The following is a 19,823-nucleotide window of genomic DNA, read 5'->3' on the forward strand; positions in this document are numbered from 1 at the left end:
GCTCGGCCGCCTCGGTCAGGCTGAACCCCGCCGCGACGGCCTCCACGGCGAGCTCCCTGGTCTCCAACGGGTACATGCGGACTCCAATCCGGACACCGGAGTGTCCAACTTTTTGTCCGCACCCCCTGCTCTGGCGACTTCCGCTATATAGGCAACGCATCTTCCATCGAGAGCGGCGACGACTATCTTGACCGGGGCAAAAACCGATTGTGCGCATCGTGTTCGAGCCGGATCGAGGCAAGGGTGCGAACAAGGAACCAGCGGGAGCTTTCGGATAGCCGATGCCCGCATTCACTGCAGATCGCGCACCGAGGCGTATCGACAAGGCCGCATTCCCACACCAAGAAAGGTCGCCCCAAACTAGACGTCCTAAGCAAGCAATAGCCCAACGTCACCCAACGTCTCACCTCAAAGCGGGCAGATCTCCTCAAGCGCCGCCACGAGAGCATGAACATTGGGATTGGGGTTGTCTTCTCGATAAGCAGCCATCTGGTCAAGTAGGATAGGCTCCCCATCAAGGGTCTCGCGCACCACGACATCGTCACGCTCAAAGAAAAACGAAGCGCAATCATCGCACTCCCTGTCAAACAGGCACACAGCACCGCCCAGATCTATGAAACGATACGCAAGCGGACTGCCGATCGGATTCATCCAATACTCAAGGCCAAGAGAGCCATCGCGTTCAAGCACATGTCCTATCTGCACTTTGAGAAAATCAAACCATTTGCTACTGGTCACAAGCACCGTCGCTCCATGCAGATCCTCGCGGCGCAGATCAGATCGCCGAGCCAACGGGTTTTCGCTCATCATCGCGATGCACAATGAAGCCTCGCACATTTTGATCAATCGAATACCGCGGTCGGACGCCCGCCTGGACATGACGGGATCGAAGCCGAAGTCGTAGCAATTGCACACATCCACCGCCCCGCTTCCCTCAAGCTCTTCCAAGGGCGCTGTCGAATCAACGGGAAGTTCGACCATCTCAAACGGCACATCGTGAACCCGAGAAAGCGCACGCTCCAGAAACGGCATCCTGCCTGTCGTGCGAATGCGCACCGGCGGATGGCCCTTCGCCAAGCCGCGACACGCCTTGACCGTTCGCTCATAAGCCGACAACGTAGCTTGGGCACCAATTAAAAATTCCTGTCCCGCCTCCGTCAGAGTCGCGCCCCGCTTCCGATCCACGAGCACGAAGCCCAACTCCTTTTCCATGTTCATGATATGAGTGCTCATTACCGGCTGCGAAAGATGCAATTCGCGCGCTGCGGCGCTGAAATTCTGGCATTTTGCGAAAACAACGAACTCGCGCAAAGCCTCGATCCGCATAAGTCCTCCCCGCCCATCCACACGTCCTGCCCGCATCGCATCATAGTCGCACTGCAACGACCTGCTCCTATGCGTTCTTCTTATGGGATTATAACGCACGACGATAGATCACATTGAAGGCACCGAGGCAAGTCAATCAATTTCAAATTTCACCCATCGCGCAAAGAACCTCCATACTGCGACCAGCGGACGGCGTCGAACAGCGTCGCTGCAACGGCGCAAACGCAACGCCGTCCGCAGTCGAGCGCGCCAAAGGGGCGCGCAGTGCAACGAAAGGGGAATCGTCATGGAACTCACACGAAGGAACTTCATCGCCGGCGCGGCGGCCCTCGCCGGCGGGGCTGTCGGGCTGGGGGCGCTGGCCGGCTGCTCCTCGAACGAGGCATCTTCGGACGCATGGGATGAAGAAGCGGACGTCGTGGTTGTCGGAGGGGGAACGGGCCAACTGGCGGCTTTGGCGGCGGCACAGGCGGGCTTGAGCGTTATCCTGGTGGAAAAACGCGAAATGGTCGGAGGTGCCATGGCCTTTTCGGGTGGATGTGCCTGGCTTGCGAACACGGAGTTCTCGCAAGCAGAGGGAGACAGCAACGAGGTGGCAAAGGAATACCTCGAGCGCTTGCAAATGGGCATGGGCAACGAGGAGCACATCGAGGGTTACCTAGCGAACACCCAGGGCGTTGTCGACGCGTTCAAGAACGCCGGCATCAACCTGCAACCGATTGATCGCGACGGCACCTACCACCAAACTTGGAGCGGAGGAGCCATGCTCGGACGCTCTTGCCAAGTCGTAGAGGACTCTTCGGCCATCGACACGTCGGCAGGGGGCGGAGGACGCCTTGGAGCCGCCCTCGCCACCGCCGTTCCCGAAGCCGGAGCAACAGTGCTCACAAAGACGGCCGCCACGCGCCTTGTCACTCAGCGCGACGACCCCGACGCCGCCCCGCAGGTTCTCGGCATCGTTGCCGAGGATTCCAAAGGAAGCGAGATACGCATCAAAGCGAACAAGGGCGTGATCCTCGCCACCGGCGGGTTCGAGTGGAACGACGATTATGTCAAAAACTATCTCCGCGTGCCGGTTCCCCGCGGAGCAGCTCTGTCATGGCCTGGAAACACCGGAGACGGGCTCACCATGGCCCAATCCGTCGGAGCGAAACTCAACCTCATGGCCCACTCTTACGGCATGACGTGCTTCACAGCCCATGCCGAGTACGCAGCAGCGCATGATCAGATGATGTCCATTGCGGGCAATATGATCATGGGGGCATCCGGCTCCATTGTGGTGGACAAGACGGCAAGGCGCTTCTGTCGAGAAGATGCCGACTACGTGTCAAAAACGAACTGCTTTGGCGGCTACCTAAACCGAGCAGACGAGGAATATGCCGCAAATCCTGCCTGGTGGATCTGCGATGATACCTGCTACACCGAAAACAAAGGAGTCACGGCGCTAACGAAAGAGTTCGGATACCCGGTGCCTGAAGACCTTTCCGAAGATGAATACGTGTTCAAAGCCGAAACCCTTGAAGAGCTCGCCGACCTGATCGGCCTCGACGGCGCGCAGCTTTCAAAGACCGTTGCCGAGTTCAACGAGATGGCGAGCAACGGAACGGACACGCTCTTCCAGCGAGGAGAGCTGTACTGGGGAGGCAACGAACCGAAGGGGCTCCAAGCCCTGAACACTCCCCCCTATTACGCCGTTGCCATGAGCGCCGGGCTCGTCGGAACCATAGGCGGTCCGCTTGTAAATTCAAATGCCCAGGTCATTCATATCAGCGGTGATCCTATCAAAGGGCTGTACGCCATGGGCAACTGCGCCGGCGTCGGCGCACCCGGCCCTTCGTACGGTGGCGAGGGCGGCACGATCGGCCCCGCGTTCGCCTTCGGCATCGCCGCCGTCAACCATATAGCGAACGGCGCAGGCGAATCCGACGCCCAGTAGCGCCCCTTCGCAAGCCCCTCCCCTCCGAAAGAACCGAGGCCCCAAGTAATGACCAGGGCCTCGGTTCTCTTCCTGCAGCCGATCCGCTCACCCGCCCCTTGCATCCGCATCTCCCACGCCCATCCCCACACCCATCCCGTCCGCAGCGCCCAATCAAAGGCCACACGGGGCCCAAGCCTATACGACAATGCAATATGTTGTATGTCTTCTCGCCTTTGGTTCGCCTTCATCCTTGCCCTTTGCACATGCGCGCATAAAAAGCTCCAATTTCACCTATATCTTCGCCTCCTGCCATACTCCGAAAGAGGAAAGGAGCTGTCGACCCAAGCATGCGAAGCCGACAGCCTCTTGTCATGAAGAAAGGCGATTTGGAAGGGGATGCATCATGCAACTTTCTCGTAGACAATTCATAGTTGGCATTGGTGGGGCGGGTGCCTTGGGTGCACTCGGAGGAGTGCTCGGAGGCTGCGCCCCGCAGCAAGCATCGGAAAACCAAGGAACAGGAATCGCCGAAGGAAACGGCTACATGCCCGCGCAATGGGACGAAGAAGCGGATATCGTCATCGTCGGCGGCGGCGGAGCGGGAGGCGCGGCAGCCTACGCAGGAAGAAAAGCAGGCGTCGATGTCTTGGTCCTCGAAAGCCAATCAAGCACCACCTTCTCTTCGACCGCCCTTTCCGGAGACAGCATCTGCTTCGTGGGAACAGAAGAGCAGGCTGCAGCAGGTATCGAGGACAGCGCCGAAGCATTTATGCAGGAATGTCTCGAGCTCGGCGAACACGCCAACAAAGAAGAGGTCATCCAGACGTACCTGGACCACAATCTTGAGTACTACGAGATATTGAAAGAGATCGGCGTGCAGTTCGAGGGCGTTGTCATGCTCGACACCTACACGCCGCGCACCCTCAACTTCAGCTCGGCAGAGCATCAGCAACTCCTCACCGAGGCAACCCAGGAGCTTGGCGCTCGTTACCTTTTCGAAACCTCAGGAAAACGGCTGTACGTAGATGCAGCGGGAACGGTATGCGGCGTGGAAGCCAGCAAGGACGGGAAAACCATTGCCGTCAAAGCCCGCAAGGCCGTTCTCATGTGCACCGGAGGCATCACGCGCAACAAGGAGATGCTCGACGAGTGCATAGCCGGCCTTGGCGACGTCGATGCCGGATCGGGCGTGGGCAACACCGGAGAAGGGCATATCGCATGCCTCCAACTCGGTTCGAAATTCCACGGGCGCCCTTCGGTGTACTCGCCTGAAGGAATGCATCCGGGCAGCGTCTCGATGGAAGGATTCGCCCAAATGTACGACTTCGGCGCCATCAAAGTGAACATCAACGGAGATCGATTCATGGACGAATCGCTGGGATGGTGTGCCGCCGCCACTCGGGCAACTCTCGAACAGCCACAAAAAGACGGTCGTTACTTCAACTGGCAGATCGTCGATCAGATAGGGTATGACCTGGCAAAAGAATGCACCGACACGCGCGGAGTGAGAGAGGAGAACGAAGGCTATTTCGTATCCGCGCCCTCTCTTGAAGAATTGCAGAACCTCATCGGAGCGCCAAACCTCGTTGAAACCGTGAACCGCTACAACAGCGACATCATCGCGGGCAACGCCGATGCGCAAGGCCGAACCACCCTGACCGGAGAAGGATCCGACGCCATCCGTCCGCTCGACTCCCCTCCCTACTATGCGTACGCGAACGTGCCCGTGATCACGTTCGCTCCCACGGTCGGCATCGAGATCGATGGGGAAGGGCGAGCCCTCGACCAGTACGGTAATCCCATCGGCAACGACCGCCTGTACCTTGCTGGGGAGATCATGCTGAGAAACCTCATCGGAAACAAGTACAAGATCTTCGGCTTGGCCGTGGGCGGAGGTTGCACGTTCGGAGTGTATTGCGCGAACAAAGCCGCCCAGCTAGAGAATTGGGACGCCTAGACCCCAAGCCGAGTCATACTCGACCACCCCTCCCTCCGCTGGCCAGCGATCCACCGCTGGCCAGCGTTTTTCATGAATCAATCCACTTTTTCGAGAGCTGCAACGAACTCGTGCACGCAAGAATTCGGATTGTCCTCAAGATAGGCGATCATTTCATCGATCATCAATGGATCCCCGTCAAGCTCGTCAACGATCAAGACATCATCGCGGTCGAAAAAATAAGGGGAAGAGTCGTCAACGTTGCGGGCAAAAAGGTAAACGGCGGATCCGAGGTCCATGAATCGGTATTCCGAAGGACTGGCCAAGGGGTTCATCCAGTACTTCAAGCCCAAGGAGCCATCGCGTTCAAGCACGTGCGACACCTCGGCTTTGGCAAAATCAAACCACTTGGCGCAAGGAATCATAACGGTGGCTCCTCGAAGGTCCCTGCGGCTCAGTTTTCCCCGCCCGGCCAGGGGATTGCTCTTCATCATCGCCAAACATAAACGAGCATCGTCGACCTTGACCGCTCGCACGCCGAAAGCAGACGCACGTTGCACTATATCCGGATCGTAATCGAACGCATAGCAATTGCAAATATCAACGACGCCCTTCCTCAGATCCTCAAATGGGGCATAAGCTTCCACGGGAATCTCGACCATCGTGAAGGGGATATGCTTTATCTGGCAAAGAGCCTTTTCGAGAAAGGGCATCCTTCCCGTCGTCCTCACGCGGACCGAGGAGGATTCTCGAGCCAGAGTGCGGCACTCCTCAACCGCCCTATCATAGGCGAAGAGAATTTCCTGGGCTTCTACGAGAAACCTCCGCCCAGCCTCCGTCAAACGCACCCCCCTCCTTCGATCGACCAGCAAAAAACCGAGCTCCTTCTCCATACTTTTTATATGCGTGCTCACAACCGGCTGCGTTAGATGCAGCTCCCGAGCGGCACTGCTGAAACTCTGGCATTTTGAAAGCGTCACGAACTCGCGCAGCAAATCCATCCTCACGGCGTTTCCCTCCTCCAACAAACTGCACCCCCATGAAAGCCTCTAGCCGCAAACGAAGCCTTTTTAAACGAGCAGTTTCCAGACGCGCCCCTTACAGCTTCGCCGCCACCAAGTCGCCCATCTGCTCGGTGCCCACCAGCTTGTCGGCGGGCGTGTCGGAATCCTTGATGTCGCCGGTGCGCCAGCCTTCGTCAAGCACGGCGGTCACGGCGCGACGAACGTCATCGGCGGCGCCCTGCATGTCGAAGCTGTAGCGCAGCATCATCTCCACCGACAGGATCTGCGCGAGCGGGTTCGCGATGCCGCAGCCCGCGATGTCGGGCGCGCTGCCATGGCTCGGCTCGTAGAGCGCCACGCCGTCGCCGAGGCTCGCGCTGGCGAGCATGCCGAGCGAACCGGTGATCTGAGCGGCCTCGTCGGAGAGGATGTCGCCGAACATGTTCTCGGTCACCACGACGTCGAAGTCGGCCGGACGGTTGATGAGCTGCATGGCCGTGTTGTCCACGAGCAGGTCCTCAAGCTCCACGTCCGGGTACTCCTCGTCGTGGATGCGATGCACGATCTCGCGCCACATGCGGCTCGTCTCGAGCACGTTCGCCTTGTCGACGCTCGTCACCTTGTTGCGGCGCTTGCGCGCGGCCTGGTAAGCTTGACGGGCGATGCGCTCCACCTCGTACTCGCGGTACTCGAGCGTGTCGTAGGCGCGCTGGCCCGCTACGCCGCCCGTGCCGCAGCCCTCCTCGTCGTAGAAGCGCTCGCGGCGGCCGAAGTACAAACCGCCCGTCAACTCGCGCACGATCATCAGGTCCACGCCGTCCACGATCTCGGGCTTCAAGGTGGACGCGCCGGCCAGCGCGCCGAAGATCTGCACGGGACGCAGGTTCGTGTACAGGCCGAGCGCCTTGCGGATGCCGAGCAAGCCCTGCTCGGGACGCGGTTTCTCCGGGTCGGTGGTGTCCCACTTCGGGCCGCCGACGGCCGCCAGCAAAACGGCGTCGGACGCCTCGGCCACACGCAGCGTCTCGTCCGGCAGCGCCGTGCCCGCCGCGTCGATGGCGCAGCCGCCGATAAGCGCCTCCGTGTAGGAGAACGCCACACCGTGCTTCGCGCCCACCGCGTTCAGCACCTTCACACCTTCGGCGATGATCTCCGGCCCGATGCCGTCTCCGGGCAGCAGACAGATATGGTACGTCTGGGTCATGCACAGCCTCCTTTTTATGTTCGCGCGCCCTTGTGCGCTCTGGACAATCGTGCGACGCTTGCTATAATGTGGGTATCGGCGAAGCCCGCGGTTATTATCGGGGGCGGGCGGCGCAGGTACTTGGTTGGGGCGGTAGCTGCTACTACCGCCTTTTTCTTTTCCCTCCGTCATCCTTTCGCGCTTTCCATTCCCTCCATACCTCAAGGAAGAACCCCAAGATAGCGGCCACGGCAGCCGCACTAGTGAGAATTTTCTCCATCATAGCGATCGCTCCTCTCTCGAAAGAAGCGCCGCCCGCGATCGGACTTCACCGACTTCGCCATTCTATCTGTACAACGTTGTACCATTCAAGGGAGAAGTCGGAGAAAAGAGGCGAAGGGGGCGAAACGGAGCCGTCCAACCGCAGCGCATCGATCACCGCAGCCTCGAACGGCCCGTCGCCCAGAAATCGGCGGGGCGCCTACTCCCCCAGCTTTTCCTTCGTGCGGTTGATGAGCCCGCCGGCCTCGATGATCTCGCGGATGAACGGCGGGAACGGCTGGGCCTGGAACGTCTGGCCCGTCGTCTCGTCCACGATGACGCCCGCGTCGGCATCCACGCTCACCACGTCGCCAGCCGAGATGGCGTCCACGGCCTCCGGGCACTCCATGATGGCCAGCCCCGTGTTGATGGAGTTGCGGTAAAAGATGCGCGCGAAGCTCTTCGCGATGACCACGTCCACACCTGCGGCCTTGATGGCGATGGGCGCGTGCTCGCGCGAGCTGCCGCAGCCGAAGTTCTCGTCGGCCACGATGATGTCGCCCGGGCGCACCTTTCGCACGAACTCGGTGTCGAGGTCCTCCAGGCAGTGCTTGGCCAGCTCGGCGGGGTCGGAGGTGTTCAGATAGCGAGCGGGGATGATGACGTCGGTGTCGATGTCGCGCCCGTAGCGGTGCGCGGTTCCTTTGAATCGCATAACGGCGACCCCTTCCCTATTCCGCGTCCGTCGCGTTGGCGGCGACGGGCTCCAGGTCTTCCGGCAGGCCGATGTGCCCGAGCACGGCGCTCGCCGCAGCGACCGCCGGCGAAGCCAGGTACACCTCGCTCGTGGGGTCGCCCATGCGGCCGACGAAATTGCGGTTCGTGGTGGCGATGGCGCGCTCGCCCGCGGCGAGGATGCCCATGTAGCCGCCCAGGCACGGGCCGCACGTGGGCGTGGACACGGCGCAGTTCGCGTCCATGAACACGTCCATCAGGCCCTCCTCCATGCACTGGCGGTACACCTGCTGCGTGGCGGGGATGACGATGCAGCGCACGTCGGGGTGGACTTTGCGGCCGCGCAGCACGTCGGCGGCCTGACGCATGTCGGCGATGCGGCCGTTCGTGCAGGAGCCGATGACGGCCTGGTCGATCTTCACGTCGCGCGCCTCGGCCACCGGGCGCGTGTTCGACGGCAGGTGCGGGAACGCCACCGTCGGCTGGATGGACGCGGCGTCGATCTCGTACACCTTCGCATACACAGCGTCCGGGTCGGAGTGGTACTCGGTGTAGGGGCGCTCGGTGCGGCCGTCCATATAGGCGCGCGTCACGTCGTCCACCTCGATGAGGCCGGCCTTGCCGCCCGCCTCGATGGCCATGTTGGAAATCGACATGCGCTCGTCCATGTCCATACTCCGGATGGCGCTGCCGGTGAACTCCATGGCCTGGTAGAGCGCGCCGTCCACGCCGATCATGCCGATGATGTGCAGGATGACATCCTTGCCGGTGACGCCGAGAGCCAGCTCGCCCTCGATCTTGAACAGAAGCGACTCGGGCACCTTGAACCACGCCTTGCCGGTGGCGTAGCCCACGCCGGCATCGGTGGAGCCCACGCCCGTGGCGAACGCACCGAGCGCGCCGTAGGTGCAGGTGTGGCTGTCCGCGCCGATGATGAGGTCGCCCGCGCCGACGACGCCCTGCTCGGGCAAGAGCGCATGCTCGACGCCCATGCAGCCCACCTCGTAGTAGTGGGTGATGCCCTGCTCGCGCGCGAAATCGCGCACGATCTTGGCCTGCTCGGCGCTCTTGATGTCCTTGTTGGGCACGTAGTGGTCGGGCACGAGGGCGATCTTCGCGGGATCGAACACGCGCTCGACGCCGATCTTGCGGAACTCCTTGATGGCGATGGGGGCGGTGACGTCGTTGGAGAGCACGAGGTCGAGATCGCATTCGATCAGCTGACCCGGCTCCACAACGTCTAACCCCGCATGGGCGGCAAGTATCTTCTCCGCCATGGTCATGGGACGTGGCATGCGCTGCTCCTTTTGTTGCCGTGGGCCGTGCGAGCCCGCGCTTCCCCTGCGCGGACAGATGAAAACGCGCTTCATTGTAGCACTCGGTTTCGCAGGGAAAAGGAAAAGCCCCACGGGGCTTTTCCAACGTCAAGCGATTTCCAAATTTCGGCGCGAGCCGTCCGGCGAAACGACGCGCAACGGCACCCGGCTGGCAGCGTCGTCGCAATCGCGCCGCCTTTGCGCCCACAACCCGTCGTGCGCACAGCCCCGGTGCCGCCGCAAGCGCGAACTACCAGGTTCCGTAGTAGCTGTAGCTACCGTAGCCTCCCATCGCGCTGGAGAGCATCGCGACGAACAGGCCCCCTATCGCGAAGCTGAGGAGCAGCCCCAGCACAATGGAGATGGCGAAGCCGATGAGGGAGAACTTCACCGCATCGCTTTTCACCTGCGGCATCTTGTCAACGTTCACAAGCCAGGCGATCACGACGCCGGCGATGCCGATGAGAAGGCCCACGACGAGCCATCCGAACTTCATGCCGCCGGTCAGCTGCATGAGCGGCGCAGGAGGGTAAACGGGCTGAGGCTGAGGCGCGTACATCGGCGGCTGTTGCGGCTGTTGCGGTTCAGGCTGAGCCGTCTGCGGGAACTGCTGCGGCTGATCCTGCGGGAACTGCTGCGCCGAGGCAGGCTGGCCCGCAGGAGGCTGCGGCTGGCCGACGGGCTCCGCAGGTTGCTGCGGCGCGCCCTGGTCGTTTCTCTGCTCTTCGGTCATGACGAACCTACCTTTCGGTCAGTGAAACTGCTTTTCTTACCGCCAGTATAAGGGCACGGCGCACCATCCAAAGCCGCGATCATCGAACCGACACGCAAATACAGCGAATGATGTAGCATCAACGCCTCCGAACAGGATAAACGCAAACTATGTCCACTGGGAGGGCGAGGCCTACGACAGCGCCATGCACAAGGCGTCGAGCAGCGTGATGGCGAAGTGCTGGGCAGAGCGGCCCGCTCCCGCGTCCATCCACATCGAACCGGGCAGCTCGACGGCGATGCGCGAAGGAGACGCGGCGTCGGCCACGCCGATGGCCGTCTCAAGGCGCAGGGACAGCGTGTCCTCGTCCTCGAAGCTCACGCGCGGGACGTTTTCGATCGTCCGCTCCTCAGGCAGGACGATATGAACGAGCAGCATGTTCTCGTCGGGAGCGACCAGCAGCGAATCGGCGCTCATGATCTTGGAGGCGGGGTTCGTGGCCAATGCGAGGTTCGACATGCGCGAAGCGACGCTGCGCGTGAACTCGCTCGTGCCGAACAGGCACAGCGCATTGCCCTCGAGCACGTCTGCCGCGCGAGCGAAGCCGAGATGGCTCGAACCGTGCACGGCCTCTTTGCCCTCCCACGAGTGATGGAGATTGCGAATGGCCTCGTAGGTATATGCTCCGGCGATGCCGTCGGAGGGCAGTCCGAGATTCAACTGGAACTTGCGCAGCGCAAGCTCCGTGAACGCGCCGAAGATGCCGTCCACCGTGCCGCACGCGAAGCCGAGCGCGCCCAGCGCATGCTGCAGCTCGAACACGTCATGGCCATGGAAATGGGGCATGCGCAGATACAGCGTACGATCACCCAGCCGAAACGACGCATCCACCAACGCCGACCACACCTTGTCGGTGACCTCGTCGGACAGAGGCAAGCCGGAGCTCTCGCAAAAGGCGCGCACAGCCGCGGCGGTCGCATCGCCGAATTCGCCATCGACGGCGGCCTCGTCGAGCACACCGACGGCCACAAGCCGCTGCTGCACGTCCTCGACAGCAGGGCCTTTGTCATGTCGCTTGATGGTTTCCATACCCGGCATTATATCCTAAAACCGCGCAGGTCGTTCGTAAAGACAGCGAGAAGCCTTACGACGCCCAAGATCATGGGGATGGCGATGGCGAAGCTAAGGTACGTGAGCCATCGGCATCGCCGCGAGATCGGGTGCCGGAAGGCTTCGCAGCAGCAGCTTGTTGCGCTGATCGGCAGATCAGCGCAACCGCTTCACGAACCAATCGGCCATGCTCACAAGCAAATCGCGCGATGTCGAGGGGCGCACCATGTCGACGAGGCGGTTCTTCGCGATGCTCGTGAGGTTCTCCGCATAGCTGCGGGCGTAGTCGATGCTGCCCGACGCCTCCATGATGCCGACGGCCTCGGCGAGCACGGCGGGGTCCTTCTCCTTGGAGGAGAGGATGTCGATGAGGCGGTCGCGGTCCTCGGAGTGCTGCAGCGCATGCACCACCATGAGCGTGCGCTTGCCCTCGGTGATGTCGTTGCGGAAGTCCTTCTGCGTGGATTCCTCGGCGCCGACGAGGTTGAGCAGGTCGTCTTGGATCTGAAACGCCAGACCCGTGTCCAGGCCGTAGTTGCGCAGCGCCTCGATCTCGCTTTCGGTGCCGCCGCCGATGATGGCACCGATGGCCAGCGGCACGGCGCCAGAGTAGTGCGCCGTCTTGTGCGTGGCCATGACGAGATAGTCTTCGGGGGTGATGTCGTAGCGGCCGTCGCGCGCCCAGCCGATGTCGAGCGCTTGGCCCTCGATGGTGCGGCGCGTCATCTCGATGAGCTCGGCGATCACGCGCACCTTGCACGCGTCATCCAGCACCGGATCGTTCACCACCGTACCGTTCACCAGCGACAACGCCAAATCTCCCATGTTGATGGCAAGCCCCATGCCCTCGGTGAGGTGCAAACACGGCTCGCCGCGGCGCAGCTCGGCCTCGTCAGCGATGTCGTCGTGGATGAGGGCCGCCGTATGGAAGTGCTCGATGGCCGCCGCCGCGCTCGTGGCGCGCGCCATGTCGCCGCCCACGGCGCGGCAAGCCGCGAAGCAGATGAGCGGGCGATGGCGTTTGCCGCCGTTTTTGCTGTAATCGAGCAACGGATCGTAGAGGTAGCGGTCCATGTCAGGGTGCGATCCGCGCGGGATGTACTCGTTCACGAGGTCGCCGACACGGTCGGCATAGTAGGAAAGGTACTCTTCGAAAGACCGGGGAGGCTCCTCCACCGCTGCGATAATCTCGTTGATGGTATTCATGGCGCTTTCTTCGTCGACCCTGACAGTTTGCTGCCTGGTCATGGTATCACAAGAAGCCGCACTGCATTCCCCGCCGCCCCCAAGCGGCGCATATTTCCGCAATTGTCTTGGCTCTGCCGCCCTTTGCCGGAGTCTTCGCAACAGCCTTCATCGACCAGATAGTTTTTCTTTGAGCTCATCCCTCGAATGCACTCCAAGCTTGCGATACACGCTCTTCATATGACTTTGAACGGTGCTCGTCGAGATGAACAGAAGCGACGCCACCTTCTTCACGCTATGTCCTCGAGCGAACAAAGACGCCACTTCCGCTTCACGTTCCGTCAATCTTAAAGAACGTACGTCGGATTGATCCGCATGCGACTTCGGAAACACCGATTCTTCCGCCCCTTCGATGAAACCGGCGGAAAGGCTCCCCCTCGTCAGCGACCATCCTAAAACCACGACAACCGAGACGAGCGAAGCGAATGCAGCGAGAAGAGCGAGGGCGTCGAGCGCTTGCGCAAAGCCGCCATCTGCCCAAGCATCCAAAGCATCGGGAACCGCAACGTAACTCAAAGCCCATGAAGCGACATCGGTCGGAATGCCAAACACGGAAAACACCAAGATCGGAGAGGCCTTTTTCGCATACGAAAAGCCGCACAGCGTCACCCAGAGAAGCACATCGAGCATTGACCGCACCGCCACCACAATGTTTCCCGAAAAGATATACGACCCTTCCAGGAACCCTCCGAAAAGAGCAGCGAAAAACAGAAGCGAAAGCGCCATCCACATTTTGAGCACTATTCGCTCGACAGACAAGGCCAAGCGCGCACCAACCACATCCGCGACATCCTCTCGGCGCTTCTTCTCGCATCGCACGACATACGCGAGCATCCCTCCCGACAAAACGAGGGAAAACGGCCACCGCAACATCAAGCCCCCCGAATTGGACTCTGCCGTATCCACAATGCCTCTCAAGACGCTTCCCGCCAAGAGAAACACGATGAGTAAAACGATGAGTAAAACGATGCAGGACGTCCCTTCCTTGAAAGACGAGAGCCCTCGATCCTCGCAACAAGCAACACGGGGGAAGGGAGCGAACTTCCATGTCACACCCACAGCCGCAGGAGCGAGCGCTGCAATGAGGTAGGGAACCCCCTGCGAGAGCACAAGCAGGCTCGCCCCGTAAGAAGCGATCATCACCGTAACGCCCTCGAAAGTGAACCGGCTACAAAAGAACAAAGCCCATGCCCAGCATCCTGTCGCAAAAGACAGAGTCACCAGGGGCATCGCCATCCAAACAACCCAAAGAGGGAGCAGGCCCTCGATGGCGGCAAAACTCGACATAACCCCCACAGACCCTAAAATGCCTGCAAAAGGCACGAAAAGCCTTCTCTTGCGCAAAACGCGCTCCAAAAGGCCGCCGGCCAAAACCGCGACGACGCACAGCGCCAGCAAAAAGGTTAAAAATACGGGGTAAACCAAGGAAAGCCCGAAAGCGCGCCCGTCGAGCTCAAGGGGATAGAGCAGTCCGAAAAAGGATTGATAACGAAAATACACCCAGAAGAACGCCATGCCAAGAAAGGGCATCGCGTAACTTTTGACCATTGACTTCACAGGGCGGCCCCTCCCTTCCCTATCGAAAAATCCTATCACAGAGACACCGAACGTCTGCTCACAAAGCGAGCACTTATGGAAATTCCCCTATTTTATGGGTGGTCTGCCTTTCGCGCTCTTTCCGATTTCCCGGATTTCAGGGGAAGGCAAGCCGCGCGCCCAGACGGACAATCGAAACCGCATCGCGTCAACGCCTTGGCGCGAATTCGAAAGAAAGGGGACGAAAATGAGTTTGAGCAGACGACAGTTTCTCACGGGCGCGGCGACAATCGGAGGAACCGCCGCAATCGGCGGCTTACTCTCGGGGTGTCAGCCCCAACAGCAATCCGATCAGAATTCTGCCGACGGAAACAGCCAATACCCGGATGGCACGACTGCCGAGGATTTCCAAAACTCTGTTGTGGAGCTTGCGCCCATAAGCGACTTCGCCGAAGAAAAGACCTTCGACATCGTTGTCATCGGAGCGGGAACCGCAGGAGTTCCTGCAGTGTGCACAGCCCTTGAAGAAGGAGCCACCGTTGCGTGTCTACAGAAGGAGACGGTCGTCATCGCCCACGGAAACGGTTCTTCAGGCCCCATCCTTGAAGAAAGCACGGCTTTAGGAACCCTGCAGTACAAACAAGCTTGGCGCGCCGCCGGCGGTTACCGCATGAATCCCGACCTTTTGGACCTGTACGTGAACCACGCAGGCGAAACTATCATGTGGATGATGCGTAAAGGCGAGGAGGCGGGACTTCCTCCTCAGGCATCGAAGGCACGAACGGATTTCGACGAAGGAAGCTGGATCACCGTCGCCAGCAATTACTTTGGCCCAAAGCCCATCAACAACCAAGACATCATGACGAGACTTGCAGAAAAGGCAGCGGCCGCGGGTGCAGAGTTCTTCTACGAAACACCTGCCGTCCAGCTCGTTCAAGCGGACGACGGAAGCGTGACGGGAGTGATCGGGAAAACCAAAGACGGCTATATCAAATTCAATGCCGCAAAAGCGGTGATTGTGGCAGCAGGAGACTACCAGAACAACGAGAGCCTCGTGGCTCGATACTCCCCCGACGTCGTCCGATTTCAACGCAAGCAATCCAACATGACCGCCGACGGCATCCTCATGAGCATGGCGGTCGGCGCCCGCATGGTTCCGGTGAATCACGCGAAGACCATGCACGATATGGACGCGGGCCCCATGGCGTTGACCAGCCTACCGTTTATGGCACTCAACGACCTTGGAGAGCGCTTCATGAACGAGGATATCCCCATGGAATCCTGGGATCTCTCACTGCAGTGGAACAAAGATGCGGAAGATCCCGGCCGTTTTTTCCGCATCTTCGACAACAACTTTATGGAAAAATACGGAGCAACCGTCACGATCGAACAGCTTGAAAACTATATCCCAGGGCTTAAGGAGAACCCAGAAGGCGTTTACGAAGGCCTCATCGACACCCACCGCGCCGACACGCTCGATGAATTGGCCGAAGCGCTAGGAATACCGGCAGATGCGCTCAAGAAAAGCGTGGACGCATGGAATGATTACTGCGCCAAGGGCGCCGACGAGCAATTCGGCCTTTCCCGCAATAAACTCAAGCCCATCGATACCCCTCCGTACTGGGGGATTCGTCAGTGGATACGCTGCAGCGCGATCAACGCTGGGGTTGTCGTGGACGGATGTTGTCGGGTTCTCGGCAAAGACGACAAGCCCATACCCGGACTGTACTCGGTCGGATCAGGAGCCGGCAACGTGTGCGGCGGCCTGGAATGGAATCTGTATCAAGGAGGACTCTGCTGCGGATCGTACATGACCATGGGACGCTATGCCGCGATTCACGCTCTCACCGGAGAATTCACTCCGTCGCAACCTGCAACGTACGAGAGCGCGAAAGACGGGTGGAATGCTTAACGCTTCCGAATGGAGCGTCTTGGGAACATTCCCTTTGCCACCACGCATTCGAATGAGAGAAAGCCCAATCCCCACAAAGCGGATTGGGCTTTTTATCTGGTAGGGGCGGCGGGACTCGAACCCGCACGACCGGAGCCGGAAGATTTTAAGTCTCCTGCGTCTGCCAATTCCGCCACGCCCCCGCATGCGACCCGTTGAAACGGCAAGCGAAACAACGGATGCTTATCGTACCAAATCAGAGCATCGAACGCGCGTCAACCGTCGAACGCACAAAGAACCTCTGCCCCTTTCCGATGCGCGCCGGCATGCGAAGCGACGTCGGCGCACGCATGCCGACCCCCCCTTCATCGGCTGTCCGAAGCGCGCCCATCGATGTCCGTCAGCCCGCATCGGAGCAGGCGGCATCGAGAACGATGCCGTGCAGGATGTCGGATTCGCTCACAGTGAACGAATCGACGCCCGCCAGATCCAACACGGTCTGCAAGATCACCATGCCCGCCACAATAACGGGCGCGCGCCCCGGATCCAACCCGACAATGCGCTCGCGCTCCGAAAGCGCCACGCTTTGCAGCCTCTCGCTCACCGCGTCGAGATCCGTCCGCGTGACGAGGGCCTTGTGGACACGCGCCGTATCGTAGACGCGCATGCGCTCGCGCACGGCCACCACCGTGGTGGCCGTACCCGCCACCGCCACCAACCGGTCAAGGAAGAATCCCGAAGCGCGCAACTCCTCGAAAAACGGGCGCATCCCCTCCCGCGTCCACTGGCGAGCACATTCGAGTTCGCGGTCGGAGGGAGGATCGGAAGCGAGAAACTTCTCGGTGACGCGGCGGCACCCGATGTCGAAGGAGCGCGCCCGAACAGGATCGCCGCCCGCACGACCGGCCACGACTTCTGTGGAACCGCCGCCGATGTCCACGACGAGCAGACGTTCGCCCAAAAAGTCGCACGACGCGCCCGCGAACGACAACGCCGCCTCGCGCGCGCCGGGGATCACCGAAAGCTCGATGCCGCGCTCGGCAAGCAAGCGCTCGAACTCGCCCGCGTTGCGCGCGTCACGCGCCGCCGACGTGGCGACAGCCGTCACTCGAACGGGACGCCCCGACCGCTCGAAATCGGAAAGCACCTCTTGGTAGCGCGCGACGACATCCAGCACGCGGCTCATGGCCTCGGGCTTGAGCACGCCCGAGGCGTCCACGCCTTCGCCGAGATTCGTGATGGCGTACTCGCGATCAAGCTCGCGCAGACGCCCCTCCTCGTCGATGTCGGCAACGAGCATACGGCAGGTCACCGTGCCGATGTCGATGGCGGCATAGCGACCGGGACGGACAGCGCCCCGAGCGGACCCCTTCGACACGTTGGGCAGCACGGCCCCCGGCGCGCTCTGCGGCATGTCCCCCATGCGTCCCTCCTTTATTCGACGCCGAACAGCGGATCGAGGAGAACCGAGTACCACGTCTCGGGCGCCTCGATGCTGTCGGAGACGATGTTGGCGCGAAACGTCGACCCCTCCTCGGGAAGGTCGAGGCCGCGCACGCTCGCCGTCTCCTCCCCCTCTTTCACCCAGCCGAACTGCTCGTGAGCGTACGCCTCGATGCCGGAATCCGTCTGCAGCGCCTCCACATTGCCTTCGAGCGATTCGTTGCGATCGGCCAGCGCCGCGTACTCCGCAGCGAGCCGATCGCGATCGCGCAGCGCATGGTAGTACTGCTGCGCAGAGGGGTACAGGAAAGAGCACGACAGCACCAAGCACCCGGCAACGATCGCGCTGGCGACAAACGCGCGCGACTTGAACAGCGCGAACGGGCCGAACGAAAGCCCGCGCTTCGCCGACGCCTTGCCAGATGCCTCGTTTTGCATGCGAGCGGCCAAACGGTGCTTCGCGCCCATCTCGCCCTTGTACACAGCCGCACGCGACCCGCCTTCGGCTGCGGAAGACGACGCATCCCCCGAGCCGAACTGCTTCGTGAACGCACGCTCGGCCTTTGCCTTCGCCCGGGAGCGCTTCGCCTCGGCGAAACGCGAGCGCGGCGCCTCTTCGTGACTCTGATCGCATTCGGCGGCGCGAGCGTGGCGGGGCGCGACGGCTGAGGATGACGCGGAAGTCGCCGCTCGCGCTCGCGCCTGGCGAGCATGGGCGCCGCGAGGCGCGATGGACGATGCGGGAAAGTCATCGCCGACATCGACGAAGCCGCCCGAACCTCGACGCGGCGAAGCGATGGCGCCGGCAAAGCGCCCACTGTCAAATCGCTGCGGCGATCGGAGGCGTCCTTCAGACGACGACGCACGAAACGGCGATTCAAACGCAGGGATATCGTTGCGACGCGCAGATGAAGCGCCACGCAAAGAAGGGAGGCTGCGACGACCTGCGGCGACATCGCGCCGCGCCTCGTCGAACGAAAGAATATTCGCTTGCCGTGCCACTGGAGTGCGCCCCTTTTGCATCGTGGTTCGTTGATGGTGTGTGTAATGCAGAAGCTTCGGCCAGCATACCACACCGCACGCCGCCTTGCCACCGGACGGGCGACGTGCGGAAAGATCGTCAAGCAGCTGTCAAAACGTGCGGGTGATCGCGAAAAACGAAGCTCGCCACCCAAAGGCGACTTCTCTACAGATCAAGCTTCTTAATATAAGAACTCCATTTTTCGAACGAATCGTCGCTGATGGCATGCTCCATGAGGCAAGCCTCCTTCTCTGCCCTCTCCTCGGGAATGCCGAGCGCCTTCGTGAGGAACATCGACAGCATGCGATGCCGATCGAGCACGGACGTGCCGTATTCGTAACCCTCCTCGGTGAGCGTAACGTCGCCGTAATACGGTTGCTCGGCCAAGCCCTTCTCCTTCAAGACGGTCATGGCCTTGTTGACCGACGCTTTCGACACGCCGAGCTTCGTCGCGATATCGACCGACCTCACCGACGCCTCCGTCGTTCCCCCGAGCATGACGATGGCCTCGAGGTAGTCTTCGTGCGACATGGACATCTTTTCCATGGAACCTCCTTCTGCTCGCACGTCCATAGTACCACGCAAGCGCGCCGAGATGAAACGACGCGCAAGAAGTTGCGATTACGAACAGGTAACGGAGAGGAGCCGGCGAGGGAAAGGGGGGAATGGGTCCCTCGCCGGCGAGCTGTGCGGTGAACGGCCAGACGAGAGGAGCCTTCACCGCCGGGTCAGCAAAAAAAGAGGAGATGCAACTACGGGCCGTATCCGAGTTTCGCTTTCACGGCCCCGCTGACATTTGTTAGTTTATGGTAACTCACCGGCAAGAGCAATAGCAGTTTACTAGGGTTTACAATTCCTCCACAAACCTCGTCTAGCCGACCGTCAGGCCGACCGGGTATCCGAGCTGCAGAGCCGAAAAAGGGCTCGACGCCAAAGCGACACAAGGGATCGGCAAGAACCGACGGAACGGCAGGGCCCTCTGCTCGGCAAGCCACCGTCGATGCGCGATGCCGTCACGTCGTCCGAAGGGGACGTCGCCCCGCGTCCGCACCCCCGCATCGCCCTCCACGCTCCGCTCTTTTCCACGCACATCGCCCCACCGAGAATCGCGAACGTCCGGCAACCACGACCGCGACGCCATCGACACCTTCGCCCCCCCCCCTTCCGCCCCGCCCCACCCCGTCGC

General features: G+C 61.0%; 15 protein-coding genes and 1 tRNA gene. 3 read left to right on the forward strand and 13 right to left on the reverse strand.

The window, feature by feature from the left end; translation table 11 throughout:
* Nucleotides 1–408: 408 nt before the first annotated feature.
* Nucleotides 409–1,326, reverse strand: coding sequence for a LysR family transcriptional regulator (locus C2L80_RS09840; RefSeq protein ID WP_157941058.1), 918 nt, complete (start codon nucleotides 1,324–1,326; stop codon nucleotides 409–411).
* Between the two features lie 286 nt (nucleotides 1,327–1,612).
* Between C2L80_RS09840 and C2L80_RS09845 the strand changes: the two genes are divergently transcribed.
* The gene (locus C2L80_RS09845) at nucleotides 1,613–3,262 is read left to right on the forward strand and encodes an FAD-dependent oxidoreductase (RefSeq protein ID WP_103263123.1); all 1,650 of its coding nucleotides are present in this window, start codon (nucleotides 1,613–1,615) and stop codon (nucleotides 3,260–3,262) included.
* Nucleotides 3,263–3,647: 385 nt separating this feature from the next.
* Complete coding sequence (locus tag C2L80_RS09850) at nucleotides 3,648–5,201, forward strand: FAD-binding protein (protein ID WP_157941059.1); 1,554 nt, start codon at nucleotides 3,648–3,650, stop codon at nucleotides 5,199–5,201.
* Nucleotides 5,202–5,278: 77 nt separating this feature from the next.
* Here C2L80_RS09850 and C2L80_RS09855 read toward each other — a convergent pair whose 3' ends face one another.
* The 8 genes from C2L80_RS09855 to C2L80_RS09890 form a co-directional block, all read right to left on the reverse strand.
* A complete protein-coding gene (locus C2L80_RS09855) occupies nucleotides 5,279–6,181 on the reverse strand; it encodes a LysR family transcriptional regulator (RefSeq protein ID WP_103263124.1) in 903 nt (300 codons plus the stop codon).
* A gap of 97 nt (nucleotides 6,182–6,278) precedes the next feature.
* Entirely contained in the window at nucleotides 6,279–7,388 is a 1,110-nt protein-coding gene (gene leuB / locus C2L80_RS09860) for a 3-isopropylmalate dehydrogenase (protein ID WP_087198430.1), read from the reverse strand.
* Between the two features lie 460 nt (nucleotides 7,389–7,848).
* Nucleotides 7,849–8,343 carry a 3-isopropylmalate dehydratase small subunit gene (leuD, locus tag C2L80_RS09865; protein ID WP_087198432.1) on the reverse strand — a complete coding sequence of 165 codons (495 nt, stop codon included), beginning with the start codon at nucleotides 8,341–8,343 and terminating at the stop codon, nucleotides 7,849–7,851.
* A gap of 16 nt (nucleotides 8,344–8,359) precedes the next feature.
* Nucleotides 8,360–9,658, reverse strand: coding sequence for a 3-isopropylmalate dehydratase large subunit (gene leuC / locus C2L80_RS09870; RefSeq protein WP_087198434.1), 1,299 nt, complete (start codon nucleotides 9,656–9,658; stop codon nucleotides 8,360–8,362).
* Nucleotides 9,659–9,929: 271 nt separating this feature from the next.
* Nucleotides 9,930–10,412 (reverse strand): spore coat protein SP96, encoded by a 483-nt coding sequence (locus C2L80_RS09875; protein ID WP_239938891.1) that lies wholly within the window; start codon nucleotides 10,410–10,412, stop codon nucleotides 9,930–9,932.
* A gap of 171 nt (nucleotides 10,413–10,583) precedes the next feature.
* Complete coding sequence (locus tag C2L80_RS09880; protein ID WP_087198437.1) at nucleotides 10,584–11,489, reverse strand: peptidoglycan-binding domain-containing protein; 906 nt, start codon at nucleotides 11,487–11,489, stop codon at nucleotides 10,584–10,586.
* Between the two features lie 168 nt (nucleotides 11,490–11,657).
* Nucleotides 11,658–12,707, reverse strand: a complete 1,050-nt coding sequence (locus C2L80_RS09885; protein ID WP_087198439.1) for a polyprenyl synthetase family protein — start codon at nucleotides 12,705–12,707, stop codon at nucleotides 11,658–11,660.
* A gap of 147 nt (nucleotides 12,708–12,854) precedes the next feature.
* Nucleotides 12,855–14,294, reverse strand: coding sequence for a helix-turn-helix domain-containing protein (locus C2L80_RS09890; protein ID WP_103263125.1), 1,440 nt, complete (start codon nucleotides 14,292–14,294; stop codon nucleotides 12,855–12,857).
* Between the two features lie 103 nt (nucleotides 14,295–14,397).
* Between C2L80_RS09890 and C2L80_RS09895 the strand changes: the two genes are divergently transcribed.
* Nucleotides 14,398–16,194 (forward strand): FAD-dependent oxidoreductase, encoded by a 1,797-nt coding sequence (locus C2L80_RS09895; protein ID WP_224759236.1) that lies wholly within the window; start codon nucleotides 14,398–14,400, stop codon nucleotides 16,192–16,194.
* A 97-nt stretch (nucleotides 16,195–16,291) separates the two neighbouring features.
* Here C2L80_RS09895 and C2L80_RS09900 read toward each other — a convergent pair.
* From C2L80_RS09900 to C2L80_RS09915, 4 genes are all read right to left on the reverse strand, one after another.
* A tRNA-Leu gene (locus C2L80_RS09900) sits at nucleotides 16,292–16,376 on the reverse strand.
* A gap of 197 nt (nucleotides 16,377–16,573) precedes the next feature.
* On the reverse strand, nucleotides 16,574–17,596 hold the full coding sequence (locus C2L80_RS09905) for a Ppx/GppA phosphatase family protein (RefSeq protein WP_476707484.1): 1,023 nt from the start codon (nucleotides 17,594–17,596) through the stop codon (nucleotides 16,574–16,576).
* Nucleotides 17,597–17,607: 11 nt separating this feature from the next.
* Nucleotides 17,608–18,099: an FtsB family cell division protein gene (locus C2L80_RS14405; RefSeq protein WP_239938893.1), complete on the reverse strand. Its 492-nt coding sequence runs from the start codon at nucleotides 18,097–18,099 to the stop codon at nucleotides 17,608–17,610.
* A gap of 703 nt (nucleotides 18,100–18,802) precedes the next feature.
* Nucleotides 18,803–19,183 carry a metal-dependent transcriptional regulator gene (locus tag C2L80_RS09915; protein ID WP_087198444.1) on the reverse strand — a complete coding sequence of 127 codons (381 nt, stop codon included), beginning with the start codon at nucleotides 19,181–19,183 and terminating at the stop codon, nucleotides 18,803–18,805.
* Nucleotides 19,184–19,823 lie beyond the last annotated feature (640 nt).

The sequence above is a fragment of the Rubneribacter badeniensis genome (genome assembly GCF_002899695.1).
In the GTDB taxonomy this organism is placed as follows: Bacteria; Actinomycetota; Coriobacteriia; order Coriobacteriales; family Eggerthellaceae; genus Rubneribacter; species Rubneribacter badeniensis.

What these genes read in the sequence shown, in the direction of transcription:
- leuB (WP_087198430.1), bottom strand. Translation starts at nt 7,388, where the DNA reads ATGACCCAGACGTACCATATCTGTCTGCTGCCCGGAGACGGCATCGGG.
- C2L80_RS09850 (WP_157941059.1), top strand. Translation starts at nt 3,648, where the DNA reads ATGCAACTTTCTCGTAGACAATTCATAGTTGGCATTGGTGGGGCGGGT.
- leuC (WP_087198434.1), bottom strand. Translation starts at nt 9,658, where the DNA reads ATGCCACGTCCCATGACCATGGCGGAGAAGATACTTGCCGCCCATGCG.
- C2L80_RS09875 (WP_239938891.1), bottom strand. Translation starts at nt 10,412, where the DNA reads ATGACCGAAGAGCAGAGAAACGACCAGGGCGCGCCGCAGCAACCTGCG.
- C2L80_RS09915 (WP_087198444.1), bottom strand. Translation starts at nt 19,183, where the DNA reads ATGGAAAAGATGTCCATGTCGCACGAAGACTACCTCGAGGCCATCGTC.
- C2L80_RS09840 (WP_157941058.1), bottom strand. Translation starts at nt 1,326, where the DNA reads ATGCGGATCGAGGCTTTGCGCGAGTTCGTTGTTTTCGCAAAATGCCAG.
- C2L80_RS09895 (WP_224759236.1), top strand. Translation starts at nt 14,398, where the DNA reads ATGGGTGGTCTGCCTTTCGCGCTCTTTCCGATTTCCCGGATTTCAGGG.
- C2L80_RS09890 (WP_103263125.1), bottom strand. Translation starts at nt 14,294, where the DNA reads ATGGTCAAAAGTTACGCGATGCCCTTTCTTGGCATGGCGTTCTTCTGG.
- C2L80_RS09855 (WP_103263124.1), bottom strand. Translation starts at nt 6,181, where the DNA reads ATGGATTTGCTGCGCGAGTTCGTGACGCTTTCAAAATGCCAGAGTTTC.
- C2L80_RS09880 (WP_087198437.1), bottom strand. Translation starts at nt 11,489, where the DNA reads ATGCCGGGTATGGAAACCATCAAGCGACATGACAAAGGCCCTGCTGTC.
- C2L80_RS09845 (WP_103263123.1), top strand. Translation starts at nt 1,613, where the DNA reads ATGGAACTCACACGAAGGAACTTCATCGCCGGCGCGGCGGCCCTCGCC.
- leuD (WP_087198432.1), bottom strand. Translation starts at nt 8,343, where the DNA reads ATGCGATTCAAAGGAACCGCGCACCGCTACGGGCGCGACATCGACACC.
- C2L80_RS09885 (WP_087198439.1), bottom strand. Translation starts at nt 12,707, where the DNA reads ATGAATACCATCAACGAGATTATCGCAGCGGTGGAGGAGCCTCCCCGG.
- C2L80_RS09905 (WP_476707484.1), bottom strand. Translation starts at nt 17,596, where the DNA reads ATGGGGGACATGCCGCAGAGCGCGCCGGGGGCCGTGCTGCCCAACGTG.